The sequence below is a fragment of the Tabrizicola sp. genome (assembly GCF_030373185.1).
GTDB lineage: Bacteria > Pseudomonadota > Alphaproteobacteria > Rhodobacterales > Rhodobacteraceae > Tabrizicola.
Genome location: NZ_JAUCZH010000003.1, coordinates 71,581 through 95,042, shown reverse-complemented (window position 1 = coordinate 95,042; position 23,462 = coordinate 71,581). Strand labels below are relative to the sequence as shown.

Here is a 23,462-nt window from a genome sequence, read left to right as displayed (position 1 = left end):
AGGAAAAACCGATGAAACTTCTCCGCTACGGCCCGCTTGGGCAGGAAAAACCCGGCCTTCTGGATGCCGACGGCAATATCCGTGACCTGTCCGGCGTGGTCGCTGACCTTTCGGGCGAGGTGCTGACCAACCTTGACGCGCTGAAATCCGTCAATCCGGCCAGCCTGCCCAAGGTTGAAGGCAACCCCCGCCTTGGGGCATGCGTCGGCGGCACCGGCAAGTTCATCTGCATCGGCCTGAACTACGCCGACCACGCCGCCGAATCCGGTATGCAGGTTCCACCCGAGCCGGTGATCTTCCTGAAGGCCACCAGTGCCATCTGCGGCCCGAGCGACCCGATCCTGATCCCGCGCGGATCGGTCAAGACGGATTGGGAGGTGGAACTGGGCGTCGTCATCGGCAAGCCCGCCAAATACATCACCGAAGATCAGGCGCTGGATCATGTCGCGGGCTATTGCGTGATCAACGACGTCTCGGAACGTGCCTTCCAGATGGAACGTGCGGGTCAGTGGACCAAGGGCAAATCCAGCGACAACTTCGGGCAGACTGGTCCCTGGTTGGTCACCCCTGACGAGGTGAGTGATCCCCAGAACCTTGGCATGTGGCTGACGGTGAACGGCGAAAAGGTGCAGAACGGCTCCACCAAGACCATGGTCTATGGCGTGGCGCACCTCGTCAGCTACCTGTCGCAGTTCTTCACCCTTCACCCCGGCGACATCATCTCGACCGGCACACCCCCCGGTGTCGGACATGGCATGAAACCGCCGCGCTACCTGAAGGCAGGTGATGTGGTGGAGCTTGGCATCGAAGGTCTCGGCACCCAGAAGCAAACCTGCGAGCAGGACTGACATGACCATCCGCAGCGTCGAGGCCATTCCGGTCGCCTACCCTGAACCGAATGACCATTCGCGGCTGCGGTCGGTCTGCCTTGTGAAGATCACCACCGAAGACGGGGCGGTAGGCTGGGGCGAATGCTGCACCTACTTCCCCGAAGCCTCTCGCGCCGCCAAAGCCCTGGTGGACGGTCTGGCGGAACTGGTTGTCGGCAAGGATGAGATGCACATCCACACCATCTGGCTGGCCCTGAAGGAACACAGCTGGTGGTATGGCAACGGTGCCGGCATCGCCTCGTTGGCGATCTCCGGCATCGACATCGCGCTCTGGGATCTGAAGGGCAAGGTGCTGGGCCGCTCGCTGCTTGACCTTCTCGGCGGCCCCGCCAACGAAAGGATGCCCGCTGTCGCCTCGATCCACGGCACCAAAGCCTCGATCCCCGCCATGGCCGAAGACATCCAGCGCTACCTTGCGGACGGCATGCAGGGCGTGAAGATCGGCTTTGGCAAACGCGGCGACGCGCATCTGGGCTTTGACCACAACCGCGACGTGGAATTCGTGCGCACTGTCCGTGACGCCATCGGCGACAAGCGGTTGATGATCGACCTTGGCATCAAGAACTTCTGGGACGTCCCCACCGCCATCCAGCGCGCCCGCGCGTTCGAGGATTATCGCGTCCATTGGCTGGAAGAACCCCTGGGTGACCACGACCCCGCGGGCTACAAGGCCCTGCGCGCCGCGACCTCTCTGAAGATTGGCTACGGCGAAAAGGAATGGAACCACAAGGGCGTCGAAAAGATCGTCACCACCGGCACCGTCGATGTCGTGGGCCTGGATCCCGGCCGCATCGAGGGCATCACCGGCTTCCTGAAAGCGGCCGAGATCTGCCACGCCCACCGCCGTCAGGCCAACGCGCACAACTTTTCCACCGCGATCGTCTCAGCCGCCAGCCAGGCGCTCAGCTTCGCCTGCCCCGCCTGCAAGGAGCTGGAACTGCAACCCGTGTACGGTCCCGCCCAAGCCGATCTGGTGGACAAACCCGTCTGGCACACGAACGGCTGGATCAACCGCCCCGAAGGCCCCGGCCTTGGGATAGCGATCAACGAAGACCTCGTGCAATCGGCAAGGCTTGACCAATGACCCACCTCAACTGGGGCCTTTCCGGCAAGACCGTCATCGTGACCGGGGCGACCGGCGCCATCGGCCGCGCCGTGGCCGAGGGCTTTGCCGAGGCTGGATGCAAGGTTGCCGTCGTCGATCTTGACCAATCGGCCTGCGACACCACCGCCCGCGCCCTTGGGATCGGGCATCGCGGCTACGGTGCCGACCTGCGCCAGATCGGCCAGCTTCCCGCCCTGATCCAGCGCATCGAATCCGACCTTGGCCTTGCCACCACCCTTGTCAACGTCGCGGGCATCATCCTGCGCACCCCTGACCTGTTCACCGTCACCGAAAGCGACTGGGACGCCCAGCACGACATCAACCTCAAGGCGCTGTTCTTCCTGACCCAGGCCTTCGCCAAACGCCTCGCCGTCACCAAGACCCCCGGCTCGGTGATCAACTACTCCAGCCAAGGCGCGCTATCCGGCGGGTTCGGCGGCTCGGTCGTCTACAACGCCACCAAGGGCGCGATCACTACGATGACCCGCGGCATGGCCCGCAGCTGGGCGCCCCTGAACATCCGCGTCAACGCGCTGGCCCCCGGTCTTGTCGATACGCCGATGCTGCAAACCCCCGGCCAGACCGATGCTGACCGCGACGCGATGATCCAGCAGATCCCGATGCAGCGCCTTGGCCTGCCCGAAGACCACGTCGGCGCCACCGTTTTTCTCGCCTCGGACATGGCGCGCTACATGACCGGTGCGATGATCAACGTCTCGGGCGGGTTCCTGATGTACTGAACCCGGACAATTCGACTAAAATTGTCTTTCTCTTCTCCAAATATCCCACGGGGGTGCGGGGGTGTGAAACCCCCGCTGCGACGCCGGATCATGGCGTGCCTCACTTCCCCGGAAAGGCCTCTGCGCCCCACAACTCTCGCACCCGTGCATCCCGCCCGCATGCCTTGCGATAGAATTTGTAGGCATTGGCCTGCGATTTCGGCCCTGCCCGGGTCAGCACGATGTTCGACCCCTTGTAGTAGTCCTGATGATAGTCCTCGGCGATCCAGAAGGTCTTGGCCGCCAGCACCGGGGTCACGATCTTCTTGCCCAGCGCCGCTTCCGCATTCGCCACCGCCGCCACCGCCGCTTTCTTCTGGGCGTCGCTCGAAACGAAAACCGCTGTCCGGTAGGCATCACCCCGGTCGCAGAACTGCCCGCCCGCGTCCAGCACGTCCACTGACCGCAGGAACTTGGCGATCACCTCGTCATAGGAAATCACCGCGTTGTCGAAGGTGATCTCGACCGCCTCATAATGCCCGGCATGGTTCTTGTAGGTCGGGTTCTGCAATGATCCGCCGGTATAGCCCGAGACCACGCCCATCACCCCCGGCACCGGCTCGAAATCCGATTCCACGCACCAAAAGCAGCCCCCGGCCACAATCGCCTTTTCCGTCTGTGCCGCCGCCGCGCCGGTCGTCGCCAGCAAGACCGCAATCGCAAGTTTCCACATGATCCGTTCCTCACATTCCTCCCAAACCCTGGGGCCGCCGCCCGCCCCCGTCCACTCACCGGGGCGTGAGGTCACCAAAGGGTGATCCTCCCCCCTTCACCTTGCAACAATCCCGGCCTAGCGTGGCCGAAACCGGGGGTGCAGATGACCGACAATGTTTCAACCCATCAGGCCGAGGATGACGCCCGCAACGAAGGCATCCTGATCTGGGTCAATGGCCGTGTGGTGCCAAAGGCGCAGGCAATGGTGTCTGTCTACGATTCCGGCTTCATGCTGGGTGACGGCGTGTGGGAGGGCATCCGGCTTTACAGCAACCGCTGGACCTTCCTTGACGAACACATCGACCGGTTGTTCGAAGCAGCAAAGGCCATCGACCTTGATATCGGCCGCACCAGGGATCAGGTGATAGCCGCCGTTCTTGAAACGCAGGCCGGCAACGGCATGACCACTGACGCCCACGCCCGGCTGATGGTGACGCGTGGGGTCAAGACCCGGCCCTTCCAACACCCGAAGCTGAGCCAGCAAGGCCCGACCATGGTGATCATCATGGAACACAGCCGTCAGAAACTGCCGCGCCCGATCCGCCTTGCCACCGTGCCGCACCTGCGCGGGTTGCCGATGACGCAGGATCCCAAGCTGAACTCCCACTCCAAGCTCAACTGTATCCTCGCCTGCATCGCCGCCGAAAAGGCCGGCGCGGATGAGGCGCTGATGCTGGACGTGCATGGCTTCGTGAACACCACCAACGCCTGCAATTTCTTCATCGTGAGGAAGGGCGAGGTTTGGACCTCGACCGGCGATTACTGCATGAACGGGATCACCCGCCAGAAGGTCATCGACCTTTGCCGCGCCAATGCCATCCCGGTATTCGAGCGCAACTTCTCCCTCGTCGACACCTATTCGGCGGATGAGGCGTTCCTGACTGGCACCTTCGGCGCGCAGACCCCGGTTGGCAGCATCGACGGCCGACAGATCGGTACCGGCCAGATCGGCCCGATGACCGAACGCCTGCGCGGGCTTTACAAGGCCTTGGTCGGGGCCTGATGATGGCCCGGAAAATTCGGGGGACGGACATATGCAGATGATGGATCGCCAGAAGCAGCTGGTGCAGCGCGGCTATTTCACCGCCGAAGGCTGTGACCTTGCCGACTTCGCCGCAATCTGCGAGGTGCGGACCGACCGGGCTGATTACCCCCTGGCCGCAGCACTTGAAAAGGGCGTCCTGATCTACGATTGCCGCGCCCTTGCCCCGCAGATCGCCGACCCCGTCTTCTGCCAGGCCCTTCGCGCCGAATGGGCCGAGGCCTTTGCCAGCGGACCCGGCGTGATCGTCCTGCAAGGAGCCGAGCCTGACACTGCGATGATCGACCGCGCCTCGGACATATTCCGCGACCTGATCGACCAGCAGAACCGCTCAGGCACCGGCGGCGGCGACCATTTCGCCAAGCCGGGCGCGAATGACCGGCTTTGGAACAGCCTTGAAAAGCACTGCCTCGCCGATCCCGCCAACTTCGCCCGCTACTACGCCAATGCCTTCCTTGCCCTTGTCAGTGAGGCCTGGCTTGGCCCCTACTACCAGATGACCGCGCAACTGAACGTGGTGAATCCCGGCGGTGCCGCGCAATCGCCGCACCGCGACTATCACCTTGGCTTCCAGTCTGCCGAGGCAGTCGCGGCCTATCCCGCCCATGTCCACCTGTTCTCGCCCATGCTGACCCTGCAAGGTGCCATCGCCCATGTCGATGCGCCGCTGGAGGCGGGACCGACGCTTCTGTTGCCGGGCAGCCAGAAATACGGCCCCGGCTACCTTGCCACCAGCCGCCCCGATTTCCGCGCCTATTTCGACGCGAATGCCGTGCAATTGCCGCTGGCCAAGGGGGATATGCTGTTCTTCTCGCCCGCCCTCTTTCATGCCGCCGGAACCAACCGGTCCGCGGATATCAAGCGGATGGTAAACCTGTTTCAGGTCTCATCGGCCTATGGCCGTGCGATGGAAGCCATCGACCGCACCGCGATGGTCAAGGCGCTTTACCCGGCTCTGCTTGCTGCCAAGGACATGACCGAAGACCAGATCGCCAATGCCATCGCCGCCAGCGCGGAAGGCTACAGCTTCCCCACCAACCTTGACCGCGACCCGCCCATCGGCGGCCTTGCCCCGAAGTCGCAGGCCGCGCTTGTGCATGAGGCGCTGGCGGAGCGCTGGGCAGCCGAAACCCTTGGCGCCGCCCTTGATGCCCAGGCCGCAAAGCGCAGCCTATGAAGATCGCACCATGAAGATCGCCATGTGGTCCGGCCCCCGGAACCTTTCAACCGCGATGATGTATGCCTTCGCGGCCCGGGGTGATTGTGCCGTCAGCGACGAACCCTTCTATGCCGCCTACCTGTCCGCCACCGGTATCGACCATCCGATGCGGGCCGAGGTGATTGCTTCGCAGCCAACCGACCCGGCAAAGGTTGCCACCCTTTGCGCTGGCCCCAACCCGGACAGCCTGCCGCACTGGTATCAAAAGCACATGACGATGCACATGATCCCCGATTTCGACCGGGGCTTCCTGCGCGGCCTTACCAATGTCTTCCTGCTGCGCCACCCGGCCCGGGTCATTGCCAGCTATGTCAAGAAGCGCGAAGCCCCGACCCTTGCCGACATCGGATTTGTTCAGCAGGCCGAGCTTTTTGACCAGGTCGCAGATCTGACAGGCGCCGTGCCGCCAGTGATCACTGCCGAATCGATCCGCCAGAACCCGCGGCAGGCGCTGACCCGGCTTTGCGATGCCCTTGGCCTGCCCTTTACCGACCGGATGCTGCATTGGCCTGCTGGACCAAAGCCCCATGACGGGGTCTGGGCGCCGCATTGGTATAATGCCGTCCACCGATCCACCGGGTTCGAAGACCCTGAAGGCCCGCTGCCCGACCTGCCACCCGAGTACCAGCACCTTGCAGATCAGGCGCTTGCGGCGCATGACCGCCTTGCCGCCCACGCCATATGACGGACAGCTCCATGCGCCTTGCAGCGACCATAGCCCTCTGCGGCGTCATTTCCGCACCGGCTCTGGCTGACATTCCGCTGGTCGAGGCTGTCTCGGGGATGGCACTGTTCCCTTGTGACCTCAGTAGCCTGTCCTGCACCACGATGACCGTGCCGTTGGACCACCGGGCCAACGATCCGGCCCAGACGATCGACATCACCTTTGCGCTCAGTTTCGCCACTGTCGAAAGCCGGGGGCTCTTGTTCTTTTTCGTCGGAGGTCCGGGTGGGTCGGGTCTTTCATCGGCGGAAAGCTACCTTGGCGTATTCGATGCCGCGCTGACCCAGTATCTTGACATCGTCTTTGTTGATCAGCGTGGCACTGGCCCGGACCATGGCCTTGCCTGCCCCACGGCGCAGGCCCGTTTCGACATCGCGCCGGTGTCGCTTGACGACGACGGCAAGACAATGGCCCTGGCCCGCAGCTTTGTGCGGGACTGCGTTGCCGAACTGGATGCCGATGATCTGTTGCCCGTCATCAACTCGGATCAGACGATTCGGGATCTTGAGGCGTTCCGGCTGGCCATCGGATCGCCCAAGGTCTGGATGTACGGGGAAAGTTACGGCACTCAGATCGCGCAGGCCTATGCCACGGCCTTTCCGCAGGCCGTGCGCGGGGTGATCCTTGACGGGGTGGTTGACCTGAGCCTTGGGGCCGAGGGGTTCTATGCCGCCTATTCCATCGCGGCCGAGCGGTTGCTGACGCGGATGTTCGATGCCTGCGCCGATATTCCCGCTTGCAAGGCCGACATGAACGGGACAGCGGCGCAGGTTTACGACGATCTGGCCAGCCGTCTGGCCGCCGGACCGCTGGCGGTTGATCTTACGCTATCCGATGGATCCGTGGCCCGTCGCGCGCTTACGTCCTCGATGCTGGAATCGAACGCGTTCTACGCGCTCTATTCGCCCGAGGGCCGGGCAGAGTTTCTGCGCATCCTTGCTGCCGCCGGACGTGGCGATTCGGGGCCGATGCTGCAACTGGGCTACGCCAACATGTATATCGACCCTGAAACCGAAGTCGGGCTTGAAGATCCCGGTTGGTATCCCGCCGCCTTCTACGCCATCACCTGTTCCGACTACGACAGCGGCTCTGGCGCGGCAGATGCCCGCGCGGCTGAGATACTGGAAGGTGCGCGCAGCTTTGCGCCAAACGCACCCCGACTGCTCCGGTCCTATTTTGTCGAACGGCTGGCCTGCGCCTACTGGCCGCACCAAGGCCCGCCCGCGCGCCCCGAACCTTATGCCGGGGGGGACTGGCCGACCCTTGTTCTCAACAGCGATGCAGATCCGATTACCCCGATCAGCATGGCCTATTCCGTGCTGGACAACGCGAAGAACGCCTTTGGCGTGTTCCTGAAAGGCGGGCCGCATGTGATCTGGGGGCGCGGCCTTGCCTGCCCGGATACCATCGTTCAGGACTTGCTGTTTGACGGCATCTTGCCTGCGGCACCGGAGCAGCACTGCGAACAGAATTTCGTGGCCGACTATACGCCCCTTACCCTGACGACTGCCGAAAAGCGGGCTGACCCGCTTGCCGTTGCCCGTGCCGTGGATGTGGAACTTTACCAGATCATTCCCCTGACCACATGGGACGGGGCCTATCCAATCATCCTTGGCTGCAACCATGGCGGCACGTTTACGGCAACCGCCACCTATTCCGGGACGGATTACCGGTTTGCCGATTGCCGGTTCTGGCCTGATCTGAAGATCAGCGGCACCGGGGCTGAAATCAACATCGGCGACGAAACCGATGGCATGACCCTGAAGCTTGCGGTTTCCGGAAGCCACAGCGGCGACATCACCTATCGCCGCAGCGTCCGGGATGAGGCGTGGAGCATTTCCGGCTCCTGGAACGGTGCGGAGGCGCAGATGCCCCGGGATCGGCTGCAATGAAACGGGCCACCGCTTCCCGAGGGGAAGCAATGGCCCGCGCTCTCGTCCGGTTGGCTGGCGAAATCACGCCAGCGCGTGATCTCAGGTCTTTGCGACGCGGGAATTCCGGCTGGCGATCAACCGCAGCCGCAGCGCGTTCAGCCGGATGAAGCCTTCGGCGTCCTTCTGGTCATAGGCCCCAGCGTCTTCTTCAAAGGTCACATGCTTCTCGGAATAAAGGCTGTGGTCCGACCAGCGGGCAACCGTCACCGCGCGGCCCTTGTAAAGCTTGACCCGCACGGTCCCGGTTACATGGTCCTGCGTCTTGTCGATCAGGGCCTGCAACGCCTCACGTTCCGGGCTGAACCAGAAGCCGTTGTAGATCAGTTCGGCATAGCGCGGCATGATGCTGTCTTTCAGATGCCCCGCGCCTGCATCCAGCGTGATCTGTTCGATGCCCCGGTGCGCTTCCAGAAGGATCGTGCCGCCGGGCGTTTCATAGACCCCGCGTGACTTCATGCCGACAAAGCGGTTTTCCACCAGATCCAGCACGCCTACGCCATGCTTGCCGCCCAATTCGTTCAGCTTGGTCAGGATCGTGGCCGGGCTCATCGCCTCGCCGTTGATCGCCACGGCATCGCCCCTTTCGAAGGTGATTTCCACCATCTCGGCCTGATCGGGCGCCTCTTCCACCGGAACCGAGCGCTGAAGAACATAATTCGGGAATTCCTCGGCCGGGTTTTCCAGCACGCGGCCTTCGGATGAGGTGTGCAGCAGGTTCGCGTCCACGCTGAACGGCGCTTCGCCACGCTTGTCCTTGGCGATCGGGATCTGGTTCGCCTCGGCAAATTCCAGCAGCTTGGTGCGGCTGGTCAGATCCCACAGCCGCCACGGCGCGATGACTTTGATCGCGGGGTCCAGCGCTGCCGCCGACAGTTCGAACCGCACCTGGTCGTTGCCCTTGCCGGTCGCGCCATGCGCCACCGCATCTGCACCTGTTTCATGCGCGATCCGCACCAGATGGGCCGAAATCAGCGGCCGCGCGATCGAGGTGCCAAGCAGGTAAAGCCCTTCATAAAGCGCATTCGCCCGGAACATCGGGAACACGAAGTCGCGGACGAATTCCTCGCGCACGTCGACGATGTGGATGTTTTCCGGCTTGATCCCCATCAGCAGCGCCTTTTGCCGCGCGGGTTCAAGTTCCTCGCCCTGACCGAGATCGGCGGTAAAGGTCACCACCTCGCAGCCATACTCCGTCTGGAGCCATTTCAGGATGATCGAGGTATCCAGCCCGCCCGAATAGGCGAGGACGACTTTGTTCGGCTTTTGCATGGCAACGGCTCCGGCGAGGTTTCGCCCGCGATTAAAGGGAAACCAGCGCAAGGGCAAGAACGCCGCCGTGTCCGATACAATGTGGCACGGCGGCGGTGCGGGCGCAGGGCGGTCAGATCAGGCCGACCGCCTCAGGCCGATCATTCAAGCACAGGCGCTTCCTCAAGAATCAGTTCGGCGGATTCTTCTTCCGGAAGGACTTCGGCAAGCTCTTCGGCCGGCATGGTTTCGGCTACTGCGGCGCTGATCTGGTCCTGATAGGGGGCAAGCTTTTCGCGCAACTGGGCCAGCAGCGCCGCAAGGTCGCCATCCTTGTTCCAGGCATCACCAATCGCCTGTTCTGCATCGGCAACAGACTGGGCTGATGCCGCCGCCGCCTCTTCGGCTGCAAGGATTTCGTCCGGGTCCGGCGGGGTGCCGGCCAAGGTCAGACCATCTTCCGTTGTGCCGCCAGTGGCCGCAATCAGCGAATCGATTTCTTCGACAAGCAGCTCTTGTTCGGGTGTCAGCGTGCCGTCGGGTGTCAGCGTGCCGTCTGCCTTGGCTTGCAGATAATCCTCGACCGAAATGAATCCTGCCTCCGTCACGGCGGCGCCAAGATCGTCAAAAGCGGTGGCAAGGGTCAGAAGCTCGGTCGCCGCCGCCGCTTCGGCAGCGCCTGCATCGGCAATTGCCAGGCCTGCCAACAGGCCGACGGGGCCTTTGGTGGTCTGGCCATTGCGGATATGGGCCAGCACCGCGTTGATGTTGGCGTTCATCGCGCCATTCATCTTGCCCAGTTGGCTTGGATGAAGCGCCCCGTCTTCGGCAACCGGCTTGCCTTTTGCCTTGGTCACTTCGGCCTTCTTGGTCTTTTTGGCGGCCTTCGCTTCGGCCTTCGCCGCCTTGGCGGATTTGGCTTCGGACTTGCCCTTGGATTTGGCCTCGGACTTGCCCTTGGACTCTGACTTGCTTTCCGACTTTCCGCCGCCGCCGCCCTTTTCCCCTTTGGCATAGGCAGCACCACCGTCAAGCGGGCCAAAAACAGGCAGGGCTGGCGAAAGGGCCAGTAGCGAAACGGCAAGCACCGCTGTCAAAGGTTTCAGATGCATCAGGCGTTCTCCCGGCATATGGATTGGATGATCTTCTTGCCCTAAGGCTCCGCCAGATCATGGCGAAAGTTGGGCAACGTCCATAAACTCAAGGTGTAAAGCCCGCATGTCAGCACTCAATCAGGCGGTGAAACAGACGGCAGGCGCCCTGCGAGCGCTGTTTCCCGAAACGCCGTTGCAGCGCAACGAACATTTGTCCGCGCGCTATGGAGCCGATATCTGGCTGAAGCGTGAAGACCTGACCCCGGTGCGCAGCTACAAGATTCGCGGCGCGTTCAATGCCATGCGAAAGGTGCGGCAGCGCCAGCCGGGACAGCAGGAATTTGTCTGTGCCAGCGCCGGCAATCATGCCCAGGGCGTCGCCTATGCCTGTCGTCATTTCGGGGTGCATGGCACGATCTTCATGCCGGTCACCACGCCGCAGCAGAAAATCGACAAGACCCGGGTGTTTGGTGGCGATCAGGTGACCATCACGCTGACCGGCGATTACTTCGACCAGACCCTTGCCGCCGCGCAGGCTTTTTGCGCCGAAAAAGGTGCGCATTTCCTGTCGCCCTTCGATGACCCCGATGTGATCGAAGGACAGGCGACCGTTGCCCTTGAGATGCTGGAGCAGCTTGGCCGTGCGCCGGATCTGGTGATCCTGCCGGTTGGTGGCGGGGGGCTGGCGTCTGGCGTCACCGCCTATCTGCGCGAGATGGCGCCTGCCACTGATTTCCGTTTTGTGGAACCGTTGGGCGGGGCCAGCCTGATGGCGGCCCTGCGTGAAGGCGGGCCGGTCAAGCTGCCGCGCGTCAACAGTTTTGTCGACGGTGCCGCCGTGGCGCGACTGGGCGACAACACCTACCGGATGCTGGATTGGGTGCGCCCTGATCAGGTGCTGCTTGCGCCCGAAGACCGGATCTGCGTCACCATGCTGGAAATGCTGAACGTCGAAGGAATCGTGCTGGAACCGGCAGGGGCGCTTTCGGTGGATGTGCTGCCGGAACTGGCAGAAGTGATCCAGGGCAAGACGGTGGTCTGCGTCACTTCTGGTGGAAATTTCGATTTTGAGCGGCTGCCCGAGGTCAAGGAGCGGGCGCAGCGCTATTCGGGGCTGAAGAAATACTTCATCCTGCGCATGCCGCAGCGGCCGGGCGCGCTGCGCGAGTTCTTGAACATGCTTGGGCCGGAAGATGACATTACCCGGTTCGAATACCTCAAGAAATCCGCACGCAACTTCGGGTCGGTTCTGATCGGCATCGAAACCAAGGATGCCGGTGGCTTTCGGGCCTTTACCGACCGGATGGACGCGGCTGGTCTGGCCTTCCGCGACATCACGGCAGATGAGGCGCTGTCAGAGTTTCTGATCTAAGGGCCAGATCAGGCGGCGTTGACCTTGGCAAGGTCGTCCAGCAACTGTTTTCGGGACGCGTGATAGACCGCCGCAATCCGGCTGGTATCAACCGAAGCGCCATGGCCGGAGGCGGCCTTTCGTTCAGCATCCTGGCAGAAGGCGGCAAGGTCGGCGAACCCAAGGTTCAGTGCGCTGCCTTTCAGGAAGTGCAACTGACCCTCAACCTCGGCCGTTGGCAGCCCTGCCAACATGGCCTTCACGGCCTGATCTGCCTCTTCCAGAAACATGTCAGCGACTTCGGCAAACCCGTCGGCACCGATTTCACCGCGCAGTTCTTCCACCCTTTTCCAATCAATCATGACATCGTTCCCCATCCGCAACCCAGGACGCAATCTGCCCGAAATGACGTTAACAATTCGTGGCCGGGGCGCAGCGAAGCCCGCGCAATTTTAGGTTTCACGATGCGTTAAGGGGCATGAGTCAACGTCCCGGCTGGATGCGGCAGGAGCAGGACGTGCTGGCAAGTCAGACATTGGCAGATTGGCCCGGAGCAATGGCAGAGCCGGGGGCGGCCCGGCCTCGTCATGTGCTTGTCGTGGATGACAGCCGGGCGCAGCGTCATATCTTGTCGGTGCAGTTGCGCCGCTGGGGTTATCTGGTGACGGAATGCGAAGATGCCGCCTCCGCACTGGAGGTTTGCACGGGTGCCGAGGTGGATATCGTCATCAGCGACTGGATGATGCCTGGCATGACGGGTCTGGAATTCTGTCGGAAATTCAGAAACCTGGGGCGTGAAAGCTATGGCTACTTCGTCCTTCTCACCTCCAAGTCCGAAAAGACGGAAATCGCTGGCGGGCTGGAGGCGGGGGCGGATGATTTCCTGACCAAGCCGGTTTCCAGCAATGAACTGCGCGCGCGGTTGCGGGCGGGGGAACGGACGCTGGCCATGCAGGCGGAGCTTCTGGCCAAGAACCGGGTGATCGTCAGCACGCTGGTTGAATTGCAGAAGCTTTATGATTCGCTGGACCGAGACCTGATCGAGGCGCGAAAGCTGCAACAGACGCTGGTCCGTGACCGGGTGCGTGACTATGGCTGGACGCGGGCATCGCTTTTGCTGCGGAACTCGGGCCGGGTGGGCGGTGATCTGGTGGGCAGTTTCCGTGTGGATGACCAACGCGTCGCGGTCTATTCGATCGACGTTTCCGGCCACGGTGTCGCCTCGGCCATGATGACAGCGCGGCTGGCGGGGTTTCTGACCGGGTCTTCGCCCGAACAGAACCTTGCCTTTGGCCGGGACGCCAATGGGATACAGGCGCTTTTGCCCCCCGAAGCTGTGGCCGAACGGTTCAACCGGCTGATGCTGGAAGAAATTCAGGCCGAACAGTATTTCACGATGGTCTTCGCCGTTGTTGATCGCAGCACCGGGATCCTCAGTCTGGTGCAGGCCGGGCATCCGCACCCACTGCTGATCCGCCGCTCTGGGGTGGTGGAGCAGCTTGGCAATGGCGGGCTGCCGGTCGGGTTGATCCCTGGCGCGACCTATGAACGCTGCGATATTGCGGTTCAGCCGGGCGACCGTCTGGTTCTGGTCTCGGACGGTTTCACCGAATGTCCGCTTCCGGGCGGTGGGGATTTCGGCGAAGACGGCCTGATCCGCAGTCTGACCAAATCCGCCAGCCTTTCCGGCGCAGACATGCTGGAGGCGCTGGTCTGGGATATTGTCGCCCTGTCGGGAAGCGATTCGTTTCCTGACGACCTTTCAGCCGTCGCGCTGGAGATCCTTGAGGCGGAGTGAGGCCAGCATCGCCCGGTCCCCCGGATTGCCAAGTTGCAGGACGGCTTCCTTTACCGGTAGCCAGATTGCCGTATGCCCGGCCTCTGACGGGGGGCCAAGCCGCAGCACCGGGCGCGCCAGATAGACAGCGCACAGCTTTTCGGCCCACAGGTCATATTCCGGCATGTAGGTGAACCGCCGGAACGCCCCCAGACGGCGGGTCACTTCGATCTTCCAGCCTGTTTCTTCAAACACTTCGCGGTGCAGCGCGGGGATCGGATGTTCCCCCCTGTCGATCCCGCCGCCGGGCAGCTGAAGCTCTGGCACAGGGGCCGCCTGATGGGTCGCAAGGATGTCATCGCCGTGCAGCAAGATCGCGTAAACGCCCGGTCTTCGGGTGTAGCGCCGCCCGATTTCGGCGGGGTCGCCATAACGTCGGATCATCTTGCCCCCTTGGACCTGCGGTTGATGTGCCTATATAGCCGCGATATGCCAAGACTGGCAGCCTCATGAAACCCCCCGGGACTCTCCATGACCATTGGTTCGCAAATCGCTTGGGACGATACCGTCCTGCCGTTTCAACTTGACGCCTCGGGCATCCGTGGCCGCGTCGCGCGGCTGGACGGGGTGCTGGATCAGGTTCTGAAGCAGCATACCTATCCCCCCGTCATCGAGGCGCTGGTCGCCGAGGCGGCGCTTCTGACCGCGCTGATCGGCCAGACCATCAAGCTGCGCTGGAAGCTCTCGCTGCAAGTGCGCGGCAAGGGTGCGGCCCGGCTGATTGCAACCGATTACTACGGCCCCAGCGCCGAGGGCGAGCCTGGGCGCATCCGCGCCTATGCCAGCTATGACGCTGACCGTCTGGAAGACACCGACAATCCGTTCAGCCAGATTGGCGACGGGTATTTCGCGGTGATGCTGGATCAGGGCGAAGGCATGGTCCCTTATCAGGGTTTCACCCCGATTGCTGGCGGGTCACTTTCCGCCTGTGCAGAGACGTATTTCGCCCAGTCCGAGCAGATTCCGACCCGGTTTTCGGTGGCCTTCGGCCGCAGCACGGAACCCGGCCGCCCGGCACAGTGGCGCGCTGGCGGCATGATGCTGCAACACATGCCCGCCGTTGGTGGCGTCGCGGCGGATCAGGGCAGCGGTGCCGGCGGCTTGCTGACCCACGCCGATATTCTGGGCGGGGCGGATTCGGAAAACTGGACACGGGCCAACCTGCTACTGGACACGGTTGAAGAGCTGGAGATGATCGGCCCCTCTGTCGCGCCGACAAATCTGCTGGTGCGGCTGTTCCACGAAGAAGGTCCGCGCGTGTTTGACCCTACCCCGGTGCGGTTTGGCTGTTCCTGTTCGGAAGACAAGGTGCGCAACACCATGTCGATCTACAGCCAGAAGGACATCTCGAAGATGACGACCGACGCTGGCATCGTGACTGCCGATTGCCAGTTCTGCGGCGCGCATTACGAGATGGACCCGAAAACGCTTGGGTTCGAGGGAACCGGCGCACCATGATCTGTCCGGCAGAGGCGGGATTGCGGCTTGCCCTGTCCCGCCCGGCCGGGCCTTCGTCCGATTTCGACCTGAACCCGGATATCCGGCTTGCCGAGGCGCGGCTGTTGCGCCCGGCTGCCGTCTTGATGGCGGTCTGGCTGCGGCCGGAAGGGGCCGGGGTGATCCTGACCAAGCGGTCATCGCGGCTGCGCCATCACCCTGGGCAGATCGCCTTTCCCGGTGGCAAGGTCGATGACACCGACGCCGGGCCAGAGGCTGCCGCCCTGCGCGAGACGCGCGAAGAGATCGGCCTTGATCCGGCGCAGGTGGACATTATCGGCACCCTGCCGGTCCATGAGACGGTGACAGGCTTTGCCGTCACGCCGTTTGTCGGTCTGGTCCGGGGCGAATTTCAGCCAGTGCCAGAGGCGGGCGAGGTGGATGAGGTCTTTGTCGTGCCGCTGGCGCATGTTCTGACGCCGGGCCTGTATTCCATCCAGAAACGGCGCTGGATGGGGGAATGGCGGCGCTATTATGCGGTGCCATATGGCCCCTATTACATCTGGGGGGCCACCGCGCGTATCCTGCGGGGGTTGGCTGAACGGGTGCAGGCATGAAGGTTGCGGGCGATTGGCTTGAACACCGGGGAACCCGCGCGCTGCTGGCGGCGCTGGAATCTGCGGGCTACCGGGCGCTGTTCGTCGGTGGCTGCGTCCGCAACGCCGTGCTTGGCTTGCCGGTGGCGGATACCGATCTTGCCACCGATGCCTTGCCCGAAACAGTCTCGAACATAGCGGAAAACACCGGTTTTCGGGCGGTGCCGACCGGAATTGAACATGGCACCGTGACGGTGCTTGCCGACGGCCGCGCGCATGAGGTGACAACCTTTCGCCGTGACGTCGAAACCGATGGCCGCCGCGCCGTAGTCGCCTTCTCCACACATATCGAGGAAGACGCGGCCCGGCGTGATTTCACCATGAACGCGCTTTACGCCGATGCCCTGGGCAATGTGCTGGACCCGCTTGGCGGCCTGTCCGACACCCTTGCCCGTCGCGTCCGCTTTGTCGGCGAGGCTGAGGCGCGCATCCGCGAAGACTATCTGCGCATCCTGAGGTTCTTCCGGTTTCATGCCTGTTATGGTGATCCGACCCTTGGTCTTGATGCCGAAGGTCTGGCGGCCTGTGCCGCATTTTCCGCCGGGTTAGAGACGATTTCGCGTGAACGGATCGGTGCCGAGATGCGCAAACTTCTGGGTGCGCGTGACCCTTCGCCAGCGGTGGCGGCGATGGCGGCCTCTGGCGTTCTGGCGCAGGTTCTGCCGGGGGCGGATCACCGCGCCCTTGCGCCCCTTGTTCATCTGGAGGCCAGCGCCCCGCCGCGCTGGCTGCGGCGTCTGGTCGTGCTGGGGGGGCAGGCGGTGGACACCGCTTTGCGCCTTTCGCGCCCGGAAACCCGCGATCTGGCAGCACTTGTTGCCGCCGTATCGGGGATGGACAGCCCCGCCGCGCTGGGCTGGCGGCTGGGTGCCGACCTTGGCACCGATGCCGTGCTTGCGCGGGCGGCCGTTCTTGGCGGCCCGCCGTCTGCTGACTGGCAGGCCGAGGTTTCGCGGGGTGCGGCGGCGGTGCTTCCGGTGACTGCGGCCGATTTGATGCCGGGTCTGGAGGGCGCTGCACTGGGCGCGCGGCTGAAGGCGCTGGAGGCGCGATGGCTGGCCAGCGGGCTGCGCCTGACCCGCGACGACCTGCTGAAATCCTGACCCCGGCAGGGGGGTGACAAGTCGCCACGACTGCGCTACCCATGGCCCACCCAAGAAGGAGACCAGCATGGATCACGGGATTTCGCCTCGCTCAGCCTGAGTTGACCGGTCCCGTCGTGGTGGTCGCTTGCAGGCACCGCTTCACCCCATCGCTGCACTTTATCTTCGGGTTCCCCCCATGTTCCGTTTCTTCGAAAACCTAGTCGATCCCTATCAGCCCTATGCCGAACAGGACGCCCCGCCCACAAGGCTTTGGCCATTCCTGAAGGACTATGTCCGCCCGTTCAAAGGTGTCTTTGCCTTTACCGCGATGTTTTCAGTCGGCAATGCCGTCCTGGACGTTGGCCTGATCTGGTACCTGGGCCGGTTGGTTGACCTGATGACAGGCCAGACTCCGGCTGATTTTCTGGCCGCACATTGGGTTGAACTTTTGACCGTGGCCTTTGTCATCCTGTTCGTCCGCCCCTTGGTGGCGGGTGGGTCGGTGGGCCTTCTGCACAACACCATCCTGACCAACTTCGGCACGATGATGCGTTGGCGGGCGCACCGGCATGTTCTGCGCCAGCCGGTTGGCTGGTTCGAAAGCGATTTTGCCGGCCGGATCGCCAACCGCATCATGCAGGCCCCCCCTGCTGCGGGTGAGGCGGTGTTTCAGGTCTTTGACATGGCCGCCTTCGCCGCAGCCACCTTCATCGGCGCGCTGTTGATGCTGGCGGGATCAGACCCGCGTCTGATGGTGCCGCTGATCTTGTGGGTGATCGGCTACCTTGCGCTCATGCGCTGGACGATCCGCCGTGCTGGCCCGGCCTCGAAAGCCTCATCCGATGCGCGAAGCGCGGTCACTGGGCGGGTGGTGGACAGTTACGCCAACATCCACTCGGTCAAGCTGTTCGCCCATCAGGACGCCGAGGTGAACTATGCCAAGGAGGCGATCGAAAAGTCGCGCCAGACCTTCCAGACGGAAATGCGCATCGTCACCAAGATGGATGTGGCGCTGACCTTCCTGAACGGGTTGATGATCATGGGCGTCGGTGGTCTGGCGCTTTGGTTCTGGGCGGATGGCACGGCAACGGTCGGCGTGGTCGCGGCGGCGGTGGCGCTGGTGCTGCGGATCAACTCGATGACCTACTGGATCATGTGGGCCTCGACCAATCTTGTGCAGAACCTTGGCACATTGGCCGAAGGGATGGAGACGATCGCCCAACCCGTATCCTTGGTCGACAAGCCAGACGCAAAACCGCTGATGTTCCGCGACGGCCTGTTGGAACTGCGGGACGTAAGCCACCATTACGGGCGCGGTTTTGGCGGGCTTAGAGACGTTTCCCTGACCATCCGCGCCGGCGAGAAGATCGGCGTTGTTGGCCGTTCCGGTGCGGGCAAGTCCACCTTGGTCAAGCTGATCCTGCGGTTCTACGATACCGAATCCGGGGCCATCCTGATTGACGGCCAGAACATTGCCGATGTCACACAAGACTCGCTGCGTCAGCAGATCGGCATGGTGCAGCAGGATTCGTCGCTTCTGCATCGGTCGGTGCGCGACAACATCCTTTATGGCCGCCCCGACGCGACCGAGGCCGAAATGATCGCCGCCGCCAGAAAGGCCGAGGCGCATGATTTTATCCTGACGCTGGAAGACCCGCAGGGCCGCAAGGGCTATGACGCCCATGTCGGTGAGCGCGGCGTGAAATTGTCTGGCGGCCAGCGGCAACGGGTGGCGCTGGCGCGGGTGATCCTGAAGGACGCGCCGATCCTGATTCTGGATGAAGCGACCAGCGCCCTGGACTCGGAGGCTGAGGCCGCCATTCAAGAGGCGCTTTATGGGGTCATGGCGGGCAAGACCGTGATCGCCATTGCGCACAGGCTTTCCACGATTGCAGCCATGGACCGGATTGTCGTTCTGGAAGATGGTCAGGTGGCGGAAGATGGCCCTCATTCCGTGCTTTTGCGGGAGAACGGGCTATATGCCCGTTTCTGGGCGCGCCAATCGGGCGGGTTCATCGGGCTGGAAGAGGACGCGGCAGAGTGAGTTCCCTGATCCGGCTTGGCAATGCGATTGATGCCTTCCGCCCCGCGGAAGGCAATCCGCCGCAAAGCCTTGGCGCTTTCATGCGCTGGTGTCTTGCAGGGTCGTGGCCCATGCTGCTTGTGGCCGGGGTGCTTTCGTCTTTGGCAGGCGTGACCGAGGTTGTCTCTGCCCTGATCCTTGGCTGGGTGGTTGACGCCGCCGTCACCACCAGCCCGGCCGGGTTCTTCACCGACCACTGGTCGCTGATGGCATGGTTTCTGGCCTTCTACCTTTTGTTGCGCCCTTTGGCCTTTGCCATTTCCTCGGCGTCAAACAGCATCATCATCGGCCCGAATGTGATGCCTTTGGTCCTGTCGCGCCTGCACCGCTGGACCCTGGGGCAGGCCGTTACCTTCTTTGACAACGACTTCGCCGGTCGCATCGCGCAAAAGCAGATGCAGGCCGCGCGGGCGGTCACGGATGTGGCGACGGAAGTCATCAACACCGTCTGCTTTGCCCTTGCCTCGGTCATCGGGTCGGTGGCGTTTCTTGTGCTTGTGGACCTGCGCGTCGCCGGGGCGCTTCTGGTCTGGCTGGTCGCATATGTCCTGCTGATCCGCTACTTCATGCCGATGATCCGCAAGAACTCCGCCGCCCGCGCGTCGTCGCGCGCGATGGTTTCGGGGCAGGTCGTCGATACGATCACCAACATCAAGACGGTCAAGCTTTTCGCCCATGCCGCGTTTGAAGACCGCGTGGCGCTGGACGCGATGGAGGTTTTCCGCGACCGCAGCCTTGAATTCGGCGTCATCTCTACCTGGTTCCGCTTTTCGCTCATGCTGCTGGCCGGCGTCCTGCCGGTGTTGCTGATCGGCGGCACGGTCATGCTTTGGCAACAGGGGCAGGCGACGGCAGGCGACATCGCCGCCTCGGGTGCCATCGCCATGCGGATCGCGCAGATGTCAGGCTGGGTCAGCTTCACGCTGATGAGCATCTATACCAGCGTTGGCGAAGTCGAAGACGGCATGCGCACGCTCTCTGCCCCCCACACCCTGACCGACGCCCCCGACGCCGTGACCCTGCCCCGCGTCAAGGGCGAGATCCGGTTTGACCACGTCAGCTTTGCCTATGGCCGCGAACGTGGTGGGGTGGCCGATGTCGACCTGACGGTTCACGCCGGGGAAAAGCTGGCCATCGTCGGGGCCAGTGGCGCGGGGAAATCCTCGCTCGTCTCTCTCCTCCTGCGGCTTTACGACCCCGAGGAAGGCACGATTTCCGTCGATGGCCTCGACCTTCGCCACGTCACACAGGAAAGCCTTCGCCGCCAGATCGGCATGGTGACGCAGGAAACCGCGATGTTCAACCGGTCGGCCCGCGACAACATTGCCTATGGCCGCCCGGGGGCCACCGAGGCCGAGATCATCGCCGCCGCCAAGGCCGCCGAGGCGGATGAATTCATCGCCCACATGGCCGACCATCAAGGCCGCAAGGGCTATGACGCCTTCCTTGGCGAACGCGGCGTGAAACTGTCCGGCGGCCAGCGCCAGCGCATCGCCCTTGCACGCGCTTTCCTGAAAGACGCGCCGATTCTTGTGCTGGACGAAGCCACCTCCGCCCTCGACAGCGAAGTCGAGGCCTCGATCCAGGAAGCGCTTTCCAGGGTGATGGTCGGCAAGACCGTCCTTGCCATAGCCCACCGCCTTTCGACCATCGCCGAGATGGACCGGATCATCGTCCTTGACCGTGGCCGCATCGTCGAAATCGGGTCGCATGACGACCTTCTGGCGAAAGATGGCCTTTACGCCCGCTACTGGAAGCGGCAATCAGGCGGCTTCATCGGCACCGAAGACGAACAGGAAGCGGCAGAGTGAAGGTTACCATCGACCGGCTGGGCCACCTTGGCAATGGTATCGCGGACGGCCCGATCTTCGTGCAGGGCGTCTTGCCCGGCGAGGTTGTCGAAGGCACGCCGGATGGCGACCGCCTGACGGATGTGAAGATCGTCACCCCCTCGACTGACCGGGTAAAGCCGCCTTGCCGCCATGCGCGGGCCTGTGGCGGGTGCCAGTTGCAGCACGCCTCGGACGCCTTCGTTGCGGGGTGGAAGCAGCAGGTTGTCGAAATCGCCCTGGCCGGGCAGGGGCTTTCCGCGCCGTTCAAGCCAGTCGTGACCTCACCCGCCGGAACCCGCCGCCGCGCCACGCTTTCGGCCCGCCGCACCAAGGGCGGTGTCCTTCTTGGCTTTCACGCCCGGGCATCGGATACGCTGGTTGCCGTGCCGGACTGTCAGCTTCTGTACCCGGCGCTTTTGGCCGCCTTTCCGGGGCTGGAGGCGCTGGTGATGCTGGGCGGGTCGCGCACGGCTGAACTGTCGCTGCAAATCACCACGACGAAGGGCGGGGTGGATGTGGTGGTCACCGGCGGCAAGCCACTGGACAGCGCCCTGCAACTTGAACTGGCGCGGGTGGTCGAGGCACATGGCTTTTCGCGTCTGACATGGAATGGTGAGGCGGTGGCGCTGCGCGACAGACCGGCGCAAGTGTTTGGCGCGGCCATGGTTGTTCCGCCTGCCGGTGCTTTCCTGCAAGCCACGGCCGAAGGCGAAGCGGCGCTTCTGGCCGGGGTGCGCGCGGCGCTTGGGCCGCAAAAGCGGGTGGTGGACCTGTTTTCCGGGGTCGGCACCTTTGCCCTGCCATTGGCTGCGACGACAGAGGTTCACGCGGTCGAGGGGGACAAGGCGATGGTCGCGGCCCTTGAATTGGGCGCGCGTCATGCCGAAGGGCTGCGCCGGGTCACCACAGAAGCGCGCGATCTGTTTCGCCGCCCGCTGGAACCCGATGAGCTGCGCGCCTTCACCGGGGCCGTGATCGACCCGCCCCGCGCCGGGGCCGAAGCGCAGACCGAAGCCTTGGCGCGGTCGGTGGTTCCCGTGATCGCGGCGGTGTCCTGCAACCCAGTGACCTTTGCGCGCGATGCGAAGATGCTGGTCGCGGCGGGCTACGCGCTGGACTGGGTGCAGGTGGTGGATCAGTTTCGCTGGTCAACCCATGTTGAACTTGTGGCCCGCTTCAGCCGCGCGATCTGACAAATCCGTGATTAGGCCGCCCGTCCGTTTTGCTAGGCAGATTGCGCAAATTCCTGTAGTGATTTGAAAAAAAGAAGCGGCACGAGGCGGGAATGCGTTTTATTCGATTGATGGCCATGCTGGTGCTGGCGCTGGGCCTTGCGGCCTGTGGCGCGCCGAAGACAAAATTTCTCAAATACAACGGGCCAGCGGTCACTCAGTTGCAGGTCCACAAGACCGACCGCAAGATGTATTTGCTGCATAATGACAAGGTGCTGAAGTCACACGATATCGCGCTGGGCTTTGCGCCCAATGGCCACAAGCAGTTCGAGGGTGACGGCAAGACGCCCGAGGGCCGCTATTACATCACCCACAAAAACCCGAATTCGGAGTTTCATCTGTCCTTGCGGGTGTCCTATCCGAATGAGCAGGACATCGCCTTTGCCGAGGCCGAAGGCAAATCTCCTGGGGGTGACATCTTCATTCATGGTGGCCCGAAGCGGCCGATTTCCCGCCGGGACTGGACCTGGGGTTGCGTTGCTGTCACCGACAAGGAAATGGAAGTCGTCTACTCGATGGTGGAGCCCGGCACCCCGATCTATATCCTGCCCTGACGAAGCCAGCTTGGACGGGCTTTCAGCTTCACGCGGAAATCACCTGTCCGTTTCGTCGTCTCAGGCACCTGTCATCAAGGTCCACCAGATCTTGCCACTTGGTTCCTGGAACCACGCGAAGCCAAGCAATCTGGCGGAAGGGTCCATGATGATGGCGCGGGTGTCCGGGTTGGCCATCCATGTGGACAGGGTTTCAAGCTCGGTCTCGTAGGTTTCCGAAATCAACTCACCCACCAGACGCCCGGTATAGCCGCTGCGCTGCGCGCGGACATAGGGCGATGATCCGTCTGACCCGAAATGCCACGGGCGGTTCTGAACCGACATGTCGCGGGAATGGGTGGCGGCGGCGGCATTCAGTCGGGCGTCAAAGCTGAGAGGCGTCAGCGACCTTGCCGCACGCAGGGTGTTAACCGAATCAAGCAGGCGGAACGACACCACGCGTTCATCGGCCGGACTGATCGTGTAGACTTTCGGCAATGGCCTGCCGTCCGACCCAAGCGTCGGAGGCGTCGTGGCACAGGCTGCAAGCGAAAGGCTGGCACCCAGCAGCAGAAATACGCGTCTTTCCATTCGGTCCACCGTTCAAGCCGCATTCGGCGGCGCTTCGCCCCCTTCCATAGCGAAAGCGGGCGGCGGGTTCAAACCG

22 protein-coding genes are annotated in these 23,462 nt (G+C 63.1%); 16 read left to right on the top strand and 6 right to left on the bottom strand.

Going from position 1 to position 23,462, the window contains the following annotated elements; genetic code table 11:
* Positions 1 to 11: 11 nt before the first annotated feature.
* The 3 genes from QUV21_RS07095 to QUV21_RS07085 are packed head-to-tail and all read left to right on the top strand — an operon-like array spanning position 12 to position 2,735.
* Entirely contained in the window at positions 12 to 848 is an 837-nt protein-coding gene (locus QUV21_RS07095) for a fumarylacetoacetate hydrolase family protein (protein ID WP_300853938.1), read from the top strand.
* Position 849: 1 nt separating this feature from the next.
* Entirely contained in the window at positions 850 to 1,974 is a 1,125-nt protein-coding gene (locus tag QUV21_RS07090) for a mandelate racemase/muconate lactonizing enzyme family protein (protein WP_300853937.1), read from the top strand.
* The gene (locus QUV21_RS07085) at positions 1,971 to 2,735 is read left to right on the top strand and encodes an SDR family oxidoreductase (RefSeq protein ID WP_300853936.1); all 765 of its coding nucleotides are present in this window, start codon (positions 1,971 to 1,973) and stop codon (positions 2,733 to 2,735) included. The genes QUV21_RS07090 and QUV21_RS07085 overlap by 4 nt, the downstream gene beginning before the upstream one ends.
* A 100-nt stretch (positions 2,736 to 2,835) precedes the next feature.
* Here the strand turns inward: QUV21_RS07085 and msrA are convergent, their stop codons facing one another.
* Positions 2,836 to 3,447, bottom strand: coding sequence for a peptide-methionine (S)-S-oxide reductase MsrA (gene msrA, locus QUV21_RS07080; protein WP_300853935.1), 612 nt, complete (start codon positions 3,445 to 3,447; stop codon positions 2,836 to 2,838).
* Positions 3,448 to 3,591: 144 nt separating this feature from the next.
* Between msrA and QUV21_RS07075 the strand changes: the two genes are divergently transcribed.
* The 4 genes from QUV21_RS07075 to QUV21_RS07060 are packed head-to-tail and all read left to right on the top strand — an operon-like array spanning position 3,592 to position 8,365.
* The gene (locus QUV21_RS07075; protein ID WP_300853934.1) at positions 3,592 to 4,491 is read left to right on the top strand and encodes a D-amino acid aminotransferase; all 900 of its coding nucleotides are present in this window, start codon (positions 3,592 to 3,594) and stop codon (positions 4,489 to 4,491) included.
* A 37-nt stretch (positions 4,492 to 4,528) separates the two neighbouring features.
* Positions 4,529 to 5,707 carry a phytanoyl-CoA dioxygenase family protein gene (locus QUV21_RS07070; RefSeq protein WP_300853933.1) on the top strand — a complete coding sequence of 393 codons (1,179 nt, stop codon included), beginning with the start codon at positions 4,529 to 4,531 and terminating at the stop codon, positions 5,705 to 5,707.
* Between the two features lie 10 nt (positions 5,708 to 5,717).
* Complete coding sequence (locus QUV21_RS07065; RefSeq protein WP_300853932.1) at positions 5,718 to 6,434, top strand: HAD family hydrolase; 717 nt, start codon at positions 5,718 to 5,720, stop codon at positions 6,432 to 6,434.
* Between the two features lie 11 nt (positions 6,435 to 6,445).
* Positions 6,446 to 8,365 carry an alpha/beta hydrolase gene (locus QUV21_RS07060; protein WP_300853931.1) on the top strand — a complete coding sequence of 640 codons (1,920 nt, stop codon included), beginning with the start codon at positions 6,446 to 6,448 and terminating at the stop codon, positions 8,363 to 8,365.
* Positions 8,366 to 8,446: 81 nt separating this feature from the next.
* Here QUV21_RS07060 and QUV21_RS07055 read toward each other — a convergent pair whose 3' ends face one another.
* The gene (locus QUV21_RS07055; protein WP_300853930.1) at positions 8,447 to 9,676 is read right to left on the bottom strand and encodes an argininosuccinate synthase; all 1,230 of its coding nucleotides are present in this window, start codon (positions 9,674 to 9,676) and stop codon (positions 8,447 to 8,449) included.
* A gap of 140 nt (positions 9,677 to 9,816) precedes the next feature.
* A complete protein-coding gene (locus tag QUV21_RS07050) occupies positions 9,817 to 10,767 on the bottom strand; it encodes a hypothetical protein (RefSeq protein WP_300853929.1) in 951 nt (316 codons plus the stop codon).
* Positions 10,768 to 10,873: 106 nt separating this feature from the next.
* Here QUV21_RS07050 and ilvA point away from each other — a divergent pair, with 106 nt between their 5' ends.
* Positions 10,874 to 12,121, top strand: a complete 1,248-nt coding sequence (ilvA, locus tag QUV21_RS07045) for a threonine ammonia-lyase IlvA (RefSeq protein WP_300853928.1) — start codon at positions 10,874 to 10,876, stop codon at positions 12,119 to 12,121.
* An 8-nt stretch (positions 12,122 to 12,129) separates the two neighbouring features.
* Here ilvA and QUV21_RS07040 read toward each other — a convergent pair whose 3' ends face one another.
* Positions 12,130 to 12,462, bottom strand: coding sequence for an Hpt domain-containing protein (locus QUV21_RS07040; protein ID WP_300853927.1), 333 nt, complete (start codon positions 12,460 to 12,462; stop codon positions 12,130 to 12,132).
* A gap of 116 nt (positions 12,463 to 12,578) precedes the next feature.
* Between QUV21_RS07040 and QUV21_RS07035 the strand changes: the two genes are divergently transcribed.
* Positions 12,579 to 13,898 (top strand): SpoIIE family protein phosphatase, encoded by a 1,320-nt coding sequence (locus tag QUV21_RS07035; protein ID WP_300853926.1) that lies wholly within the window; start codon positions 12,579 to 12,581, stop codon positions 13,896 to 13,898.
* Here the strand turns inward: QUV21_RS07035 and QUV21_RS07030 are convergent.
* A complete protein-coding gene (locus QUV21_RS07030) occupies positions 13,863 to 14,321 on the bottom strand; it encodes an NUDIX hydrolase (RefSeq protein ID WP_300853925.1) in 459 nt (152 codons plus the stop codon). The two genes, QUV21_RS07035 and QUV21_RS07030, sit on opposite strands and share 36 nt — an antisense overlap.
* 87 nt (positions 14,322 to 14,408) lie before the next feature.
* Here QUV21_RS07030 and QUV21_RS07025 point away from each other — a divergent pair, with 87 nt between their 5' ends.
* The 7 genes from QUV21_RS07025 to QUV21_RS06995 all read left to right on the top strand — a co-directional run bounded on the left by QUV21_RS07025 (position 14,409) and on the right by QUV21_RS06995 (position 22,816).
* Positions 14,409 to 15,395: an Hsp33 family molecular chaperone HslO gene (locus tag QUV21_RS07025; protein ID WP_300853924.1), complete on the top strand. Its 987-nt coding sequence runs from the start codon at positions 14,409 to 14,411 to the stop codon at positions 15,393 to 15,395.
* Positions 15,392 to 15,991 (top strand): CoA pyrophosphatase, encoded by a 600-nt coding sequence (locus QUV21_RS07020; protein ID WP_300853923.1) that lies wholly within the window; start codon positions 15,392 to 15,394, stop codon positions 15,989 to 15,991. The genes QUV21_RS07025 and QUV21_RS07020 overlap by 4 nt, the downstream gene beginning before the upstream one ends.
* Positions 15,988 to 17,133 (top strand): CCA tRNA nucleotidyltransferase, encoded by a 1,146-nt coding sequence (locus tag QUV21_RS07015; RefSeq protein WP_300853922.1) that lies wholly within the window; start codon positions 15,988 to 15,990, stop codon positions 17,131 to 17,133. The genes QUV21_RS07020 and QUV21_RS07015 overlap by 4 nt, the downstream gene beginning before the upstream one ends.
* Before the next feature lie 178 nt (positions 17,134 to 17,311).
* Positions 17,312 to 19,159, top strand: coding sequence for an ABC transporter ATP-binding protein (locus QUV21_RS07010; protein ID WP_300853921.1), 1,848 nt, complete (start codon positions 17,312 to 17,314; stop codon positions 19,157 to 19,159).
* Positions 19,156 to 21,009, top strand: coding sequence for an ABC transporter ATP-binding protein (locus tag QUV21_RS07005; RefSeq protein WP_300853920.1), 1,854 nt, complete (start codon positions 19,156 to 19,158; stop codon positions 21,007 to 21,009). The genes QUV21_RS07010 and QUV21_RS07005 overlap by 4 nt, the downstream gene beginning before the upstream one ends.
* Complete coding sequence (locus QUV21_RS07000) at positions 21,006 to 22,223, top strand: class I SAM-dependent RNA methyltransferase (protein WP_300853919.1); 1,218 nt, start codon at positions 21,006 to 21,008, stop codon at positions 22,221 to 22,223. The genes QUV21_RS07005 and QUV21_RS07000 overlap by 4 nt, the downstream gene beginning before the upstream one ends.
* A gap of 92 nt (positions 22,224 to 22,315) precedes the next feature.
* On the top strand, positions 22,316 to 22,816 hold the full coding sequence (locus QUV21_RS06995; protein ID WP_300853918.1) for a L,D-transpeptidase family protein: 501 nt from the start codon (positions 22,316 to 22,318) through the stop codon (positions 22,814 to 22,816).
* Positions 22,817 to 22,876: 60 nt separating this feature from the next.
* On the opposite strand, the gene QUV21_RS06990 is transcribed toward QUV21_RS06995, so the two are convergent.
* A complete protein-coding gene (locus tag QUV21_RS06990) occupies positions 22,877 to 23,386 on the bottom strand; it encodes a CAP domain-containing protein (RefSeq protein ID WP_300853917.1) in 510 nt (169 codons plus the stop codon).
* Positions 23,387 to 23,462: the final 76 nt, after the last annotated feature.